The 15,299-nt window shown below is 57.1% G+C and carries 14 protein-coding genes; 6 read left to right on the top strand and 8 right to left on the bottom strand.

Annotation, left to right across the window (positions count from 1 at the left end; all coding sequences use genetic code 11):
- Positions 1–6: 6 nt before the first annotated feature.
- The 4 genes from FRY98_RS05640 to cobD are packed head-to-tail and all read right to left on the bottom strand — an operon-like array spanning position 7 to position 3,409.
- A complete protein-coding gene (locus FRY98_RS05640) occupies positions 7–579 on the bottom strand; it encodes a histidine phosphatase family protein (protein WP_148450727.1) in 573 nt (190 codons plus the stop codon).
- 15 nt (positions 580–594) lie between these two features.
- Entirely contained in the window at positions 595–1,572 is a 978-nt protein-coding gene (gene cbiB, locus FRY98_RS05645) for an adenosylcobinamide-phosphate synthase CbiB (protein ID WP_148450728.1), read from the bottom strand.
- A complete protein-coding gene (locus FRY98_RS05650) occupies positions 1,569–2,306 on the bottom strand; it encodes an adenosylcobinamide amidohydrolase (RefSeq protein WP_148450729.1) in 738 nt (245 codons plus the stop codon). Before FRY98_RS05650 ends, cbiB begins: the two co-directional genes overlap by 4 nt.
- On the bottom strand, positions 2,303–3,409 hold the full coding sequence (gene cobD / locus FRY98_RS05655) for a threonine-phosphate decarboxylase CobD (protein ID WP_148450730.1): 1,107 nt from the start codon (positions 3,407–3,409) through the stop codon (positions 2,303–2,305). Before cobD ends, FRY98_RS05650 begins: the two co-directional genes overlap by 4 nt.
- Before the next feature lie 183 nt (positions 3,410–3,592).
- On the opposite strand from cobD, the gene FRY98_RS05660 reads away from it, so the two are divergent.
- Both FRY98_RS05660 and FRY98_RS05665 read left to right on the top strand, forming a co-directional pair.
- Positions 3,593–4,597 carry a lipoate--protein ligase gene (locus FRY98_RS05660; protein ID WP_148450731.1) on the top strand — a complete coding sequence of 335 codons (1,005 nt, stop codon included), beginning with the start codon at positions 3,593–3,595 and terminating at the stop codon, positions 4,595–4,597.
- A 379-nt stretch (positions 4,598–4,976) separates the two neighbouring features.
- Positions 4,977–5,780 carry a Cof-type HAD-IIB family hydrolase gene (locus tag FRY98_RS05665; RefSeq protein WP_148450732.1) on the top strand — a complete coding sequence of 268 codons (804 nt, stop codon included), beginning with the start codon at positions 4,977–4,979 and terminating at the stop codon, positions 5,778–5,780.
- 329 nt (positions 5,781–6,109) lie between these two features.
- Here FRY98_RS05665 and FRY98_RS05670 read toward each other — a convergent pair whose 3' ends face one another.
- Genes FRY98_RS05670 through FRY98_RS05680 form a run of 3 tightly spaced genes read right to left on the bottom strand, consistent with a single transcriptional unit; the run spans position 6,110 to position 8,356 of the window.
- Positions 6,110–6,886, bottom strand: coding sequence for an MBL fold metallo-hydrolase (locus tag FRY98_RS05670; protein ID WP_211373261.1), 777 nt, complete (start codon positions 6,884–6,886; stop codon positions 6,110–6,112).
- Positions 6,887–6,933: 47 nt separating this feature from the next.
- The gene (locus tag FRY98_RS05675; RefSeq protein ID WP_148450733.1) at positions 6,934–7,779 is read right to left on the bottom strand and encodes a zf-HC2 domain-containing protein; all 846 of its coding nucleotides are present in this window, start codon (positions 7,777–7,779) and stop codon (positions 6,934–6,936) included.
- Positions 7,760–8,356: an RNA polymerase sigma factor gene (locus FRY98_RS05680; protein WP_148450734.1), complete on the bottom strand. Its 597-nt coding sequence runs from the start codon at positions 8,354–8,356 to the stop codon at positions 7,760–7,762. Before FRY98_RS05680 ends, FRY98_RS05675 begins: the two co-directional genes overlap by 20 nt.
- Positions 8,357–8,601: 245 nt before the next feature.
- Between FRY98_RS05680 and FRY98_RS05685 the strand changes: the two genes are divergently transcribed.
- Genes FRY98_RS05685 through FRY98_RS05695 form a run of 3 tightly spaced genes read left to right on the top strand, consistent with a single transcriptional unit; the run spans position 8,602 to position 11,789 of the window.
- Positions 8,602–9,762 carry a COG1470 family protein gene (locus tag FRY98_RS05685; protein ID WP_148450735.1) on the top strand — a complete coding sequence of 387 codons (1,161 nt, stop codon included), beginning with the start codon at positions 8,602–8,604 and terminating at the stop codon, positions 9,760–9,762.
- 3 nt (positions 9,763–9,765) lie between these two features.
- Complete coding sequence (locus tag FRY98_RS05690; RefSeq protein ID WP_148450736.1) at positions 9,766–10,740, top strand: ABC transporter ATP-binding protein; 975 nt, start codon at positions 9,766–9,768, stop codon at positions 10,738–10,740.
- A complete protein-coding gene (locus FRY98_RS05695; RefSeq protein ID WP_373317669.1) occupies positions 10,737–11,789 on the top strand; it encodes an ABC transporter permease in 1,053 nt (350 codons plus the stop codon). The genes FRY98_RS05690 and FRY98_RS05695 overlap by 4 nt, the downstream gene beginning before the upstream one ends.
- Positions 11,790–11,876: 87 nt before the next feature.
- Here FRY98_RS05695 and FRY98_RS05700 read toward each other — a convergent pair whose 3' ends face one another.
- The gene (locus FRY98_RS05700; RefSeq protein WP_148450737.1) at positions 11,877–12,941 is read right to left on the bottom strand and encodes a sulfate/molybdate ABC transporter ATP-binding protein; all 1,065 of its coding nucleotides are present in this window, start codon (positions 12,939–12,941) and stop codon (positions 11,877–11,879) included.
- Between the two features lie 223 nt (positions 12,942–13,164).
- Here FRY98_RS05700 and FRY98_RS05705 point away from each other — a divergent pair, with 223 nt between their 5' ends.
- A complete protein-coding gene (locus tag FRY98_RS05705; RefSeq protein WP_148450738.1) occupies positions 13,165–13,566 on the top strand; it encodes a secondary thiamine-phosphate synthase enzyme YjbQ in 402 nt (133 codons plus the stop codon).
- Positions 13,567–15,299: the final 1,733 nt, after the last annotated feature.

Consider the following 15,299-nt stretch of genomic DNA (forward strand, 5'->3'; position numbering starts at 1 on the left):
CTCCGGTCAAAAGTTGGTTCGGACCTTCAAAATTTCGCCCGGTCCGATCTTGGCCTGCGGGTTCCAGAAATCCGATCCCGGAACCAGCAGGGTATACAGCATAGAAATTACGCCTCCATGCGTCACGATAAGCAGCGGCGTCGACTCCCCTTGCCTTTCCAGCTTCGCGGATACGGAAGCGAGTTCCCCGTACATGCTGCGGACGCGCCCTTCAAACTGTTCCCAGGGCTCTCCTTCAGGCGGCGTACAGGCCTTAGGGTTGTCCAACCAACGCCGGTAAACTTCCAGATCCTTGAGCATGTCGTAGGTTTGCCCTTCCCAGGCTCCAAAATGCATCTCCCTTAACCGGGAGTCATAAACCGCGTGAGGTGCCAGATCCGGGCGAAGAAACCGCAGCGTATGCCGGCAGCGGGACAAATCGCTACAGTATATGGCGGAAAAGCCGGCCCCGGCCAGTGTTTCCCGCAGCGGCGCCAAGCCCGAGGCGTCCCCGGGTAGCAGCTCCGTGTCGCTCTGCCCCTGGTACCGCCGTTCCGCATTCCAGGCCGTCGCGCCGTGGCGGATCAGCCACCATTCCATCCTTCCCCCTCCTTTTTACCGCCCGGTCAGGAACCAGGCCTCGCTCCACCATAAGCTCAAAATCACGGCCAATACCACAAAAACGCCCGAGACGAAGAACATCAGCCTCGCCGTTTTTGGAATATCCTCGGGCTCCAATTCCCGCGTCTTGTCGCCCATATAACTGCGGAACGAAGTTACGCCATGGTAGGAGTTCTCTCCCCCGAGACGAACGCCGAGCGCTCCCGCCACGGCCGCTTCGGGATAGCCGCTGTTGGGACTCGGATGGGAAGTGGCGTCCCGCCGGAAGATGCGCCAGGCTCCGCGCGCGTCCAGGCCGCAAGCCCATGCCGCGGGGACCAGCAGCAGCGCCGTCAGTCGGGCGGGGATGTAGTTGGCGATGTCGTCCAGCCGGGCCGAAGCCCATCCGAGATCGATGTACTTCTCGTTCTTGTAGCCGACCATCGAATCGAGGGTGTTGACCGCCCGATAAGCGATGGCCAGCGGCGCCCCGCCGATCAGGGCGAAGAACAGCGGCGACACGACGGCGTCGACGATGTTCTCCGCCACCGTCTCCACCGCCCCGCGCACCACCTCGGGCGGCTCCAGATGCCCGGTGTCGCGGCCGACGATCATGCCTAGCGAACGCCGGGCCGCCGGCAGGTCGCCGCGCCGCAGATGGCCGCACACCTCCATCCCGGCGTCCCGCAGGCCCTTGGCCGCGATGGTCGTCCAGACCAGCACGGCCTCCGCGGCGGCGGCCAGCCAGGGGCTGACCCCGGCCAGCAAGCGCAGCGCCGCCCAGGCCAGTGCAAAGCTGCCGCCGGCGACGATCAGCGGCAGCAAAATCCCCGCGGCACGGTAGGCGCGGGGACGGAAAAGGCGGCGGATCGCCGCCTCGACCCGCACGATCGCCTTCCCCATCCCGATCACGGGATGGGGAAGCCAGCGCGGGTCGCCCAGCAGCCGGTCCAGCGCGTACGCGGCCGGCAGCACCCACCACGCCGCCGTCACGGCCGCGGCTCCGCGTGGGCCGCGGCGGCGCGCAGCGATTCGCACACGGCGGCGTAAACCAGGCGGCCCACCGTGCCGCCCAGGTCCGTCGCGGTGCCGGCGTAGCTGTGCAGCAGCGGCCAATCCGGCCGCTGGCTTACGCCGATCACGACCGCGTCGGTCGTCGTCCCGGTGGCCGCAAGCCCGGTCTCGGCGTCGAGCACGCCGAGATCGCCGAGCGCCGCGGCTTTGGCCTCGGTCGCCGTAATCACGGCGTTGACCATCGCCGCCGGCGTCAGCTTGCCGTCGACGGCAAGCATCAGGTTGATCGTTCCCGGCGTCCATGAGGCCGGGAACGTCGTCCGCCGGACACCGGCGCGCGCCGCGTTCGAAACTCCCGCCGTCGCGCAGCAGATTACGGCGAAATGATCGTTGCGCTCCTCCGCCACGGCGGTATGCCGCAGCCGGACCGCCGTCAGCAGACCCGCCGTTTCCTCCGCGGGATACCCCCACTCCCGGAGACTCCGTCCGATATCACGGACAGGGTCGTCGCAGCGGTAATGACGGTCGACGTAAATATTGACCATCCGCCGAAGCGGACCCGCGCCTCCGCCATAGACCGAGCTGCCCACGCTCTCCAGTGTCGTCGGCGCTTCAAGCAGAATATGCCGCTCCCCGCGAATGACGCGAAGTCCCGGCCAGACGGCCGACTCGTAGATCCCGCTTTCTCCCGTATCCAAAAAAGGTGTCGTCATTCCGTTTCTCCCCCTGTCAATACCAATACATCTTTCATTTCCTGCAGCAAACGCAGGCAAGCCGACTCATCCTTGACGGCCACGCGAATGTCCCGGTCGGACAGCCCTTTGTACATGGCGCAGCTGCGGACCAGTATCCCCCTGGCTCCCAGTGCCGCCTGCACCCCGGCGGCCGTCTTCCCTTCGGGCAGGCGGACCAAGAGAAAGTTCGCTTCCCCCGGCCAGGTCAGGCAGCCGAGTTGCTCCAGCCCCTGCCGCAGCCTCTCCCGCTGCTCGGCGACCAGCGAAATCGTAGCCTCCTCGAAGGCGCTTCCCGCCTCCAGACAGATTTCTCCCGCAAGCAGGGCAAGGGCGTTGACGCTCCAGGTCACCTGCTTGTCCCGCATCGCCCGGGCGGTTTGCGGGTGAGCGACGGCGTATCCGAGACGAAGCCCGGGAATCGCATAGAATTTCGTCATCGACCGGACCAGAATCAACCGGCGGTAACGTTCCAGCTCATCCAAGAGGGACCGCCTCCCGCTTTCGGGGATAAAATCGATAAAAGCCTCGTCGATAATGACGTAGCTTCCGTTTCGCTCCCCGGCTTCCGCAAAAGACCTGAGCTCCTCCCGGCTGTATTGGACCCCGTTCGGATTGTTCGGCTGTCCGATAAAGACCAGATCGCACGCTCCGATCAACCGCTGCACCGCTTCGGGTTCGGCTCGGAAAGCACGCTCTTCCGTTCCTCTCACCGATACCACTTCGGCCCCGAACTGCCGCGAGAGCGCCTCGTATTCCGAGAAACAGGGCTCGACGATCCCCACCTTCTTCGGTCCCGCGGCAAGCAAGGCCAACGCCATATTTTCCGCGGCCCCGTTACCGACGACAAAACCCGCTTCCTCCCGGCCGAGCTTGTCGGCCAACTTGGCGATCAAGGCCCGATGTCCCGGATCCGGGTAGGCCGTCACGATCGGAAGGGCCTCTCTGAGCCGGTCCAGCAGCCCGGGCGGCGGGCCGAGCGGATTGATATTCGCGCTGAAGTCGATGAACCGTTCCGGCTCCACCCCGTATTGTGCCGATGCGGTCCAGATGTCGCCGCCGTGACCGTATACTTCCAGTACCATTGCCATTGCCCCCGTCTTTTTCAATCTACTGCACTTTTAGGTGAAGTCTACCACACCTTACGTTGAAATCAAGCCTTGAAAAAGCAAAGAAAACAGGGTTGTCTTTCATTTCAAGGAAGGTTTGGTTTACAATAGACTCAGAGTGTACATAACGCCAATCTAGACACGGGGGGAACATGTAACATGCTGTTTATCGACAATCAGGGGATTACCGATGCGTCCGTCAACCTGGCCATCGAGGAGTTCGCGCTAAGACATTTGCCGCTTGAGGACGACAGTTACCTGCTGTTTTATATCAACGCTCCGTCCATTATCATCGGGAAGCACCAGAATACGATCGAGGAAATCAATGCCGAGTATGTGAAAGAAAACGGCATTCAGGTCGTCCGCCGGCTTTCCGGCGGAGGAGCGGTATACCATGACCTCGGCAATCTGAACTTCAGCTTCATCACCAAAGACGACGGCCAATCGTTTCACAATTTCCGCAAATTTACCGAGCCCGTGGTCGAGGCCCTGCGTTCCTTCGGCGTCAACGCCGAATTGACCGGCCGCAACGACCTTCAGGTGGGGGAACAGAAAATTTCGGGCAACGCCCAGTTCGCCACCCGCGGACGCATGTTCAGCCACGGGACTTTAATGTTTAATCTGAACCTGGAGGACGTTCAAGCTTCCCTGCACGCGAATCCCGAAAAATTCAAATCCAAGAGCACGAAATCCGTTCGCAGCCGCGTCGCCAATATCATCGATTTTATGGACCGTAAAATGACGATCGAACAATTCCGCTCCGAGCTGCTCCGCCATATTTTCGGCATGGATCCGGCAGCCGTTCCTCAATACCAATTGACGGAAGCCGACTGGGAAAAGATCCGCCAAATCTCGGCCGAGCGCTATAAAAACTGGGATTGGAACTACGGCCTGTCCCCGGAGAGCAATGTCAAGCACGCCAAGAAGTTTCCGGTGGGTATCATCGACCTGCGGATGAACATCAAGGACGGCCACATCAAGAACATCAAGATCTACGGCGATTTCTTCGGCGTCGGCGACGTGACCGATATCGAGGACAAGCTGAAAGGCGTACGCTATGAGGAGAACGATGTCCGTGCCGCTCTGTCCGACGTCGATATCAAGCATTATTTCGGCAATCTGGAGAAAGACGAGTTTATCGGACTTGTGTTTCTTGAAGAATAGAGGAAAAAGGCCGGCAAGCAAATGGCTGCAAATCTGCAGAAATTCTCAAATTTAAGCCTGAAACGGAAAAAATGCCTGCAGATTTGCAGGCATTTTTGCATGGACCGGCGTGGCTTTAAAGGTAGGAGGATACACACGCCCGGCGTTATTTTTTCGTTACCTTCAATTGCACACTATGGCCGTGATATATGAGCTCCGCTTTATAACCCTCGGGCAGCCCCGTGGTTTCGACGGAGGTAAACCTTTTGTTACGGCCATGTATAAAATGGATCGAGTGCGTAAACGTGAATTGAAATCCTGGTTTCATAAGGTACAATAGAGAAAGCTGAACAAAGAGAGAAAGGCGAAGCTTTTTCGTCCCAAAAAAGGAGAGAACCCATTGTATAAACTCGTAGCGATCGACATCGACGACACTTTAATCAACGACGACAAAGAAGTAACCCCGGCCACGCAGCGGGCCTTGGAGCAGGCGGTAGCGAAAGGCGCCGTCGTCACATTGGCCACGGGCCGCGCTTACGCCAGCGCCCAGGCGATCGCCCGTCAAACCGGACTGAATGTTCCGATCATCACGTATCAGGGGGCTTTGGTCAAAAATTTGCTGGACGAACAAGTCCTTTACGAGCGTTATGTCCCAATGGATGCCGCTCACAAGCTGTTCGAATATTGTATCCAAAATAACCTCCACCTGCAGACCTACATCGACGACAAGCTTTATGCCCGCGAGGAGAATCAAAAGCTGATCGACTATGCGGCATTAAACAAAACGAAGTATTATGTCGAACCCGATTTCGCCAAACTCGTGGCTCAGCCGACTCCGAAAATGCTGATTATCGACGAGCCGGATTACCTGGATGAAATCGCTCCGGTGCTACGGGAACTGCTTGGAGAAAGCGTCCACATCACCAAATCCAAGCCGAACTTCCTTGAAATTATGCACCACGAAGGAACCAAGGGACATGCCTTGAAGTTCCTGGCCGCCCATTTCGGCTGCGCGCTGTCCGAGTGCATCGCGATCGGCGATTCCTGGAACGACCATGAGATGCTCGAAGCCGCGGGCCTTGGCGTCGCTATGGGTAACGCGATTCCTGCCCTGAAAGAGATCGCCGACTATGTGACCGCCAGCAACAACGAGGACGGCGTCAAGCTGGTGATCGATAAATTTATTCTCGGCCAAGAAGCGTAACCGTACCGGAACGGCTCTGCCGTCAAATTTACGAATTTAACGGGAGGACTTCCCGCTAAATTGACGCAATGCAGGCCATTCGTGTCATTAGCTGGAATTTCTCCCGCTATTTCCGCTTTTTTTGCCCGAATCGTTGTTTTGCCCGAAAAATAACGGGAGTTTTTCCCGTTGATTGCTTGCTGCAGCCGTCAACATACTTGATTAGAGGGAGTTTTTCCCGTTAATCAAGCGCTAACTGACCCGCTTCAGTCAGGCCTCTACAAGAAAACGACCGCGGTTTCCGCTCATGAACGGAAACTGCGGTCGTTTTCTTTTCTCCGGCCCCTGGCCTATATGGCGGCAAGCGGCACATTCATCCCCGTGACCGCGTAGCGCACGCCGTCCGGCAAAGCGTAATCCTGACGCAAGTCGATGTCATGCGACATGTGCGTAAATATCGTTTGCTTCGGCTTGAGCTCCCGCAGCAGCTCGAGCGCTTCTTTGACATCGTACACGGAACGGGTGGAGAATTCGGCCAGCTCATGGTAAAAGCTCGTCCCCAACACGAGCAGATCCAGCCCGTTCAACAAAAGCCGCTGCTCCGGCGGCAAGGCGATCGAATCCGGACAGTAGGCCCAAACATAGCCCTTCTTTTCCAGCCGATAAGCATAGGAATAGCCGTTTTTTCCATGGTTTACTTTCCAGCCGGAAATACGCCATCCCGCCAGCGAGATCCCTTCATCCATCGGGTGAAAATCCAGATTTCTTTCCAGCCAAGGATATTGACGGTTTATCGCGTCCAGCACCTCCTTTGGGGCATAAATCCGCCCCTTCCGTTCCAGCCACCGGCAAGCGTCCGCCCATTCCGGAAGGCCGCCGATATGATCGAAATGGGGGTGCGTGACCAGCACCGTTCCGGCGAACCGCTGCCCCCTCCGTTCCATACTCTCCCGCCAGTCGGGACCGCAATCGATGAGAAAGCTTCCCTCCTCGCTTTCTACCGACACGGATGAGCGGTAGCGCCGATTGAGCCCTCCCGCTCTCGCCTCTTCGCAAACTTGGCAATCGCAGTAGACGCGAGGTACGCCCATCGCATCCCCCGTCCCCAGAAACACCAGTTGTTCCACTCGGCCTTCCCCTCTCTGCTGTCATGTCTCATTATCTCAAGATCCGATTATTTCCGCCCCGCGGTCAAATCCACAAAAATCGTATCCTTCGGGGCCGGATCTTCCGGGTCCCCGTTTCTCGTCTCCACCGTGAGCACGAGATTGTCCGCCTCCTGAAGGGCCTCTTTGTTTTTCACGTACAAATGGGCCCGGTAAGCGTGATACTGCAGGAGCCCCAGGCTGTCGCGGCTCCCTTCCTTGACGGCCCAAACCTCGACGATCTGATCCTCCCGCGGAACGATTCCGCCGACGAGCATCAGCATCTCCCGCGACGCCTCATTATACCAGACCATGCCGGATTCCGGCGCAAGTCTTCCTCCATCAAGGGGGAGAGCGACGCTCTCCGGACTCGACATCACCGGCAAGGCGGCGGGCTCATATCTCTCCACATAGGTGCTCCAAGGTTCATCCGCCGCGTGCTCCGTCCGGAGCACCCATCCCCCGGCTACGATCAGCGCGAACGAGAAGGCCAAAATGGCCCCGCGCCGCCGTAAGCCGCCTCTTATCAACTCTTTTGCCTCGTTTCTAAGCCCGATAAACCGAACCCGCCAGCGAAGCGACTTGCGTACTCGTTCCGCCGGGACAGCAGGCTGTACTTGCTCCCGATTCCCGGCTGTTCCGGCTTCCGGATCGCCTTGAGGCTCCGAATAGAGCAATACCCGCTCCCAATCGGCGGAAAGCTGCCGGCAGGACGGACAAACTTCCAAATGGGCCCGCATTTCCGCTCGTTTCGGTCCCGCTACCGTTCCAAGCACCCAATCCACCCAGTCCTCTTCCGTATACCTTGCCGTACAGCCCGGTAACGGATCTGGCCGCGAAGCGCCAACGGTTTGTTTATAAACGGAATCGCTCATCCTTTCCGCCTCCTTCCGGTGTATGGCTCCATCCTTGTTTTTCCAACTGTTTGCGCAAATTGGCAAGCCCGTAGCGAACCCATGATTTTACCGTGCCGATCGGAACGTTCCAGGCTTCAGACATCTCCTTATGGGTGTGCAGGGTATAATACGAGCCCAAAATCGCCTTTCTTTGCGCCTCGGGCAGCGCATAAACCGCGGATCTCAAAGCCTCCTTTTCCAGCCTGGAAATGACCTGTTCTTCCTCGGAAATCCGCATCCCGCCGGGAAGAAGCTCCCCTTCCAGCGGCTGTACCCGTTGATTGCGCCTCAGCCGGTCGAGGCAGCGGCTCCTCGTTTTTACGGCCAGCCAGGCTTTGATGGAGCCCCTGGCCGGATCGTAGTCTTTTCCCCGCCGGAGGGCTTCGAGAAACACTTCATGGCAGACATCCTCCGCCTCCATCCGCTCGCCCACCATCCGGATAGCCACCTGCATGACAAAAGGAGCGTACGCTTCGTAAAACCGGTCGAACGCCTCGACGGATCCGTCGCACATTTGGCGCAGCCGCAGCGTCATCTCATCATTTTGCAGGTCCATGCTCCTTCCCTCCCGAACCATACTCCTCCCTCGTTACCTCCCGTTTTACCAAAAAGCGCGCCGTTTGAAAACCCCGAAAAATTTTTTTCGCGCATAAATCCAAATTGAGATTTCGTTCGTATCCTTTATGACCGCAGCGATCGAGACGGAGATGAACCGGGGAAGCCGAGGGGCCCATCGCTTCCGCCGTAGTCCCGATCGGCTGCCGCGAATTTAAGTCATTGTTGCAAGGAGGAATTCAGGTCATGCTGAAGTTTTATCGCAAATCGGCGTTTTTCCTGCTGGCCCTGTTCACCGCGCTGACGACCGTCGTTACGACAGGGCCTTCAAAGGCCGCCGCGGCCGGAGCCTTGGAGCTGTATACGCCATATCTCGAATGGTCGGCCGCGCCCGGTGAAACGGTGTCTTATTCCATCGATTTAATCAATCGCGGATCTTCGACCGCTTCCGCCGGCCTGTCGCTGGAAACCAAGGCAAAGGACTGGAAGTACACGCTCACGGCCGGAGGACGGGATATTTCCCGCATCGCGGTCAAGCCGGGCGAGACGCAAAACTTCAATCTCGAGCTGGAAGTGCCGCTGCAAGTTAATAAAGGACGCTACAGCTTTACCTTAAAAGCGGATGATTCTTCCCTGCCGCTGATCGTGAACGTTTCCGAGCAGGGCACCTTCAAAACCGAACTTACCGTGGACCAGGCCAACATGGAGGGGCACTCAGACTCCACCTTCACTTACAGCGCCGTACTGCGGAACCGAACGACCAAAAAACAAACCTACGCGTTGCAAGCCCAGGCCGAAGCCGGCTGGGATGTCCGTTTCAAGGCGGACAGCAACAGCGTGACTTCGGTCGAAGTGGAGCCGAACGCGGAAAAATCAATCACCATCGAAATCAAACCGCCGGAAAACGTGCAGGCCGGCTCCTTCAACATCCCGATCGCCGCTTCAAGCGGGGAAACTACAGCCAACGCCGAGCTGGAAGCGGTGGTTACCGGTACCTATGAAATGCAGTTTACTACCAAAAACAATCTGCTAAGCACCGACATCCGGGCCGGCGGGGAACGCAGAATGGACTTCGTCGTCCAGAATACCGGTTCCGCCGACCTCGAAGACCTTTCCTTCTCCTCGAACGCGCCGACAGGATGGGAGGTTTCTTTTGAACCGTCGACGATTACGTCGGTCGCTCCCGGGGAAAGCAAGCAGGTTCAGGCGATCATCAAATCCAGCGACAAAGCGCTGGCCGGGGATTACGTCGTCAGCTTGAACGCTTCTTCCTCCGGCAAAAGCGCTGCCGCCGATCTCCGGGTGACCGTAAAATCCTCCGTACTATGGGGATGGATAGGCGTTCTGATCATTCTGGCGGTTATTGCCGGAATCTACTATCTGTTCCGGAAATTCGGGAGAAGATAAACTATGGCGCCGATTATCGAGTTAAAAGAGCTCACGAAAAAATACGGAGAGTATACGGCGGTCGATCATCTGAACCTGAGCATTGCCAAAGGGGAAATTTTCGGTCTGCTCGGTCCCAACGGGGCCGGTAAAACGACCACGATTCTCATGATGCTCGGCTTGACCGAGCCGTCCTTCGGCGAAGCCCGGATCTGCGGCCATGATCCCGCCCGCGAGCCCTTGAAGGTCAAGCGGAAAGTGGGCTATTTGCCCGACGATGTGGGCTTCTATGAGGACCGCACCGCGATGGACAATCTCGTCTATACCGCCCGTTTGAACGGGCTGTCCAAGCCGGTGGCGGCCGAAAGGGCCGTCCATCTGCTGGAGAAAACCGGCCTTGCCGAGCATGCGAACAAAAAGGTCGGCGCTTTTTCCCGCGGGATGAGGCAGCGGCTTGGTCTCGCCGATGTCCTGATCAAAAATCCCGAGGTCATTATCCTCGACGAGCCGACGCTCGGCATCGACCCGGAAGGGGTGCGGGAGCTGCTGGAGCTGATTTCGTCCCTGAGCCGGGACGAAGGGCTGACCGTGCTCCTTTCCTCGCACCATTTGCATCAAGTTCAGCAAATTTGCGACCGGGTCGGCCTGTTCGTACAGGGACGCCTTATCGCCGCCGGCGATATCAAGACGCTGTCGAAATCGCTTGATGAGGACGGCAGCATTTTCATCGAGGTCGGTACCTCCGGCTGGCCTCAGGGCCTGGTTGAGCGCATCGCCGCTCTGGAGGGCGTTAGGGAAGTACGGCCGCCGGAGGATGACCCGGGTCGACCCGGCGGTATCGAGTCCTCCATCATGACCGTGGTCTGCGATCGGGATCTTACCCCGCTAATCGCGGAAGCCGTCATCGCGAGCAAGGCGGAGCTCACCTATTTGCGGCGGAAGGAATACGGACTCGATGATATCTACCATCGTTATTTTGAAAGGAAGGGAGAGCGGTGACGACATATTGGACCCAACTGAAGCAAAAGACCTCCGAGTTGAAGACGCGGTTCGCCGCCAATCCGGCCGAACGACGGGAACGCAGGGACTATACCTCGTTTTGGGTCATGGTCGGCAAAGAGATCGGCGACCATATCCGCAGCTGGCGCTTCGGCATCCTGATCGGCATTATCGTTCTGGCCTGCATCGGATCGATCTATTCGGCCGTGACAGCCATACGGAACGGTTCGCTGGACGAACAATCCGCCGGGGACACCTTCTTGTTCCTGCGTATGTTTACGCTCACCAGCCCGAGCCTGTCGGTTCCGTCGTTCGCCACCTTCTTGTCTTGGCTCGGTCCCCTGCTCGGGATCGCTCTCGGCTTCGACGCCGTGAACTCCGAACGGAACAAGGGAACACTCGGGCGGCTGCTGTCGCAGCCGATTTACCGGGATGACTTCATTATCGCCAAGTTCGTCTCCTCCCTGTTCCTGATCGCGGTCGTCGTTTTCTCGCTGGGCTTCCTCGTCATGGGGCTCAGCCTGTTTACGATCGGTTATCCGCCGACTCCGGAGGAGTTTTGTAGAATTGTCCTGTTTCTAATTATTGCGGTCGTGTATATCGGCTTTTGGCTGAACCTGTCCATCCTCTTTTCCATCCGGTTCCGCCAGGCCGCTACCTCGGCTTTGTCTTCCATCTCCGTCTGGCTGTTTTTTACCATTTTTTACAGCATGATTATCAATCTGATCGACAGTGCCACCGCCGTTTCCGAGCAGCAAATGAACCCGGCGGCACAACTGCGGCAGATGAATTTTATCCTGACGTTGAACCGTCTTTCGCCCACCGAACTCTTCTCGGAGACGATTACGACGATGCTGTCGCCCGGCGTCCGATCGCTCGGCCCTTTGACGATGGATCAACTCGTCGGGGCCATCGCCAGCCCGCTGTCGCTGGGTCAGAGTCTGATTCTCATTTGGCCGCAGTTGACCGGCCTGATCGCCGCCACCATGATCTGCTTCGGTATTTCCTATGCCTTGTTCATGCGTCAGGAAATCCGCTCCAGAGCGTAATTGCAAAAGAACCGCGAGAACGGTTTACGTTCTCGCGGTTCTTTTTTATGGGCGATCCAACGGATTGTTCCCCTGGTCACGTCTGGATCAGATCATAACGCTGATCGGCCCGCCCTTCAGCGGGTTCTCCACGACCCAGCTTCTATCTTTATTGAACAGATATGCCCTGTGAACGAGCACGCGCACCTGCTGGCCGGGCTTCAGCGTTTCTTTTTCCAGTGACCGGAACGTCGTCAGAACATGGCCGCCTACCTCCACTTCCACCAGCCATTCGCTGCCGCGGAAATGCAAGTGCTTCACCACGCCAGGCTCGGTGGCGGACAAGAGCGTAAATTCGTGCTCGGTTCCGACTTCGAGATATTCCGGTCGAATAAGGGCCTGGGTCCCCGCGTCTCCCGCTTCGTCCTCAAAGCCTTTCAAATCCGCCGCCCGATCCACCAGGGTCGACTGTCCGATGAAGGAAGCGACAAACGGGGTGTCCGGTTCCTTGTAAATATCCCAAGGGGTGCCCTTTTGCTCGAGCCTGCCCTCATTGATAATCATAATTTCGTCCGCCACTTCAATCGCTTCATCCTGGTCATGGGTTACAAAAATCGAAGTGATCCCCACGCGTTCGATCAGCTCTCTGAGCCAAGACCGCAGTTCCTGACGAATCTTCGCATCGATAGCGGCGAAAGGCTCATCGAGGAGCAGCAGTTGCGGCTCAGGCGCCAACGCCCGGGCAAAAGCCACCCGCTGCCGCTGTCCCCCGGACAGTTGATGCGGGTAACGCTTCTCGAACCCCTTGAGTCCGGTCAACTCCACCAATTCCATGACCCGTTCATGAATCCGGCTTTTCGGCACCTTTTTCACCTGCAAACCAAAGGCGATATTATCAAATACCGTCATATGCTTGAACAAAGCGTAGCTTTGGAACACGAAGCCGATCCCCCGGTCTTGGGGCGCCAGGCCGTTAACCCGATTGCCGTGAAAAAGAATCTCCCCCGAATCCGGCTGCTCCAGACCGGCCAACATGCGAAGAATTGAAGTTTTTCCCCCGCCGCTCGGTCCGAGCAGCCCGATCAACTGCCCTTTTTCAATGCCAAAGCTGACGTCCTTCACGGCATGAAAACTGCCGAAGTGTTTATCCAAGTTTCTTACTTCCACATGCATGGGAACAGCCACATCCTTTCTCGGTCATCTCATTTATAAAATTATATATTCTTATAAAATTACTTGGGATTATTATATATTGACACTTTATCAAACCCGTAACACCTCGTCAACAAATTTACGCGCCCGGCTGCCGTGATTTGGCAGATCAAGCTCGCCCGGGTAAAATACAATTAGAAAACGCGCTTCTAAATTAGTATATGTAAAGGAGGGCGATCTGCCCATGCTGCATACCCTGGAATTATCCACCGCCAAAAGGGACGAGATGCGCGACATCACCCGAGAAGTGCGCTCCCTTGTCAAAAACAGCGGAATCGTTAACGGTCTTGCCGTCATCTATTGCCCGCATACCACAGCCGGCATTACCATTAACGAGAATGCGGACCCCGATGTGAAGCATGATGTTCTCATGCGGCTGGATGATGTTTATCCGTGGGAGCATCCCAAATACCGGCATGCCGAAGGAAACACCGCCTCCCACTTAAAAGCGATCACGACCGGGTCCTCGCAAACCGTCATCATCCAGGAAGGAGATCTTGTGCTGGGCCGCTGGCAGGGCATCTATTTCTGCGAATTTGACGGCCCAAGACAGCGCCGGTATCTGGTGAAGCTGATCGAGGATTAGAATGCGCGGCCGGTCGGCCTTGTCCTCATGGGACCGGCTTCCTTTGGAGGTCCGGGCAAGATATATGCGGCCCAATTGTCGCAAAAGCAACCGTGCCCGTGGAGAGTGGCCGCCCGGGACCGGAATCTCCAACACTAGCCGAACCGGGACACGCCCGGGACACGGGGGATGCATGGCCGTTACGCCCGGGGCTGGGGGATGCACGGCCGTTACACCGAGGCCCAGGGATTGCACGGCCGTTACACCGGGGGCCCGGGGATTGCACGGCCGTTACACCGGGGGCCCGGGGATTGCACGGCCGTTACACCGGGGGCCGCGGTGAGCCTGGGAGGACGGGAGGAGCTTAGCCTCCACGGTAGGCCTCCCTACTCTAACGGAAATAATAGCGGCTATTTCGCGTTTTTTACCATTTTCGGAGCTCTAACGGAAATAATAGCGCCTATTTGGGCTCATTCCCGCCAAAAAGACCCCCTTTTGACTAAATAGCCGCTACTGCTTCCGTTAGAATTCTCAATCGGCCTCTTTGGACGAAATAGCGGCTACTATTTCCGTTAGATTCTTCGGGCTTGCTTCGGGCTTGCTTCGGCCTGGTTACGTACCTAGTTCAGCCTCGTTCTGGCCTCGTTCTGGCCTGGTGCCGAACCTGCTTCGGCCCGGTTACGGTCCAAATGCCGAGGGTAGGCTTAAGCGGACCGTGTAGCTTAGCCTCCACGGTAGGCCTCCCTACTCTAACGGAAATAATAGCGGCTATTTCGCGCTTTTTACCATTTTCGGAGCTCTAACGGAAATAATAGCGCCTATTTGGGCTCATTCCCGCCAAAAAGACCCCCTTTTGACTAAATAGCCGCTACTGCTTCCGTTAGAATTCTCAATTGGCCGTTTTGGACGGAATAGCGGCTACTATTTCCGTTAGATTCTTCGGGCTTGCTTCGGCCTGATTCTGGCCTGGTTACGGACCTGCTTCGTCCCTGGTTTCCGTACCTACTTCGTTCCTGGTTTCCGTACCTACTTCGGCCCTGCTTCCGAGCCTAGTCCCTACTTCGGCCCTGCTTCCGAGCCTAGTCCCTACTTCGGCCCTGCTTCCGAGCCTAGTCCCTGCTTCGGCCTGGTCTGGCCTGCCTCGGGTTGGTTACGTACCTGCTTCGTCCTTAGTTTCCGAACTACCTCGTCCCTGCTTCCGAGTCTAGTCCGAACCTGCTTCAGCCCTGGTTCCGAACCTACTTCGGCCTTGATTTCCGTAGCTACTTCGGCCTTGCTTCGAACCCGCTTCGGCCCGGTTCCGGCCGTAATAGCGTCCCAAAAACCGCGAAGGCGCTGACCAGGTCAGCGATAATCGGGCGTTCAGACTCACCCCCTCAAAACTCTTAAAGGAGAATGGATCAATGGAGCGAATCATTTCTGATGGTCATGCCGATACCCTGGCCATGGATTATATGTGTTATGTAATTTTATCGTTTCTGACTTTTCGAAGAGTTTCCGGTGTGGAGAGGAAAAAACACCGGCTCAAGCAGGAGTTGGCATTATTGCGGAACAGGAGGAGCTAGCTGCATAAAAGCGTCGAAAAACAAACAAAGGACGCGGGTCTCCCGAGAGAACCACGTCCTTCTATTTTCGGGCACATACCAGCGTTGAGGATAATTACAATTCGGAAGTCGATAACGTTATTAAAGCAACGTAATAAAGGAGTACAGCTATGATAGTGTAAATGATTAAAGTAAAACCTGAAAACAAAA

Origin of the sequence: Paenibacillus faecis, assembly GCF_008084145.1 — a bacterium.
GTDB lineage: Bacteria > Bacillota > Bacilli > Paenibacillales > Paenibacillaceae > Fontibacillus > Fontibacillus faecis.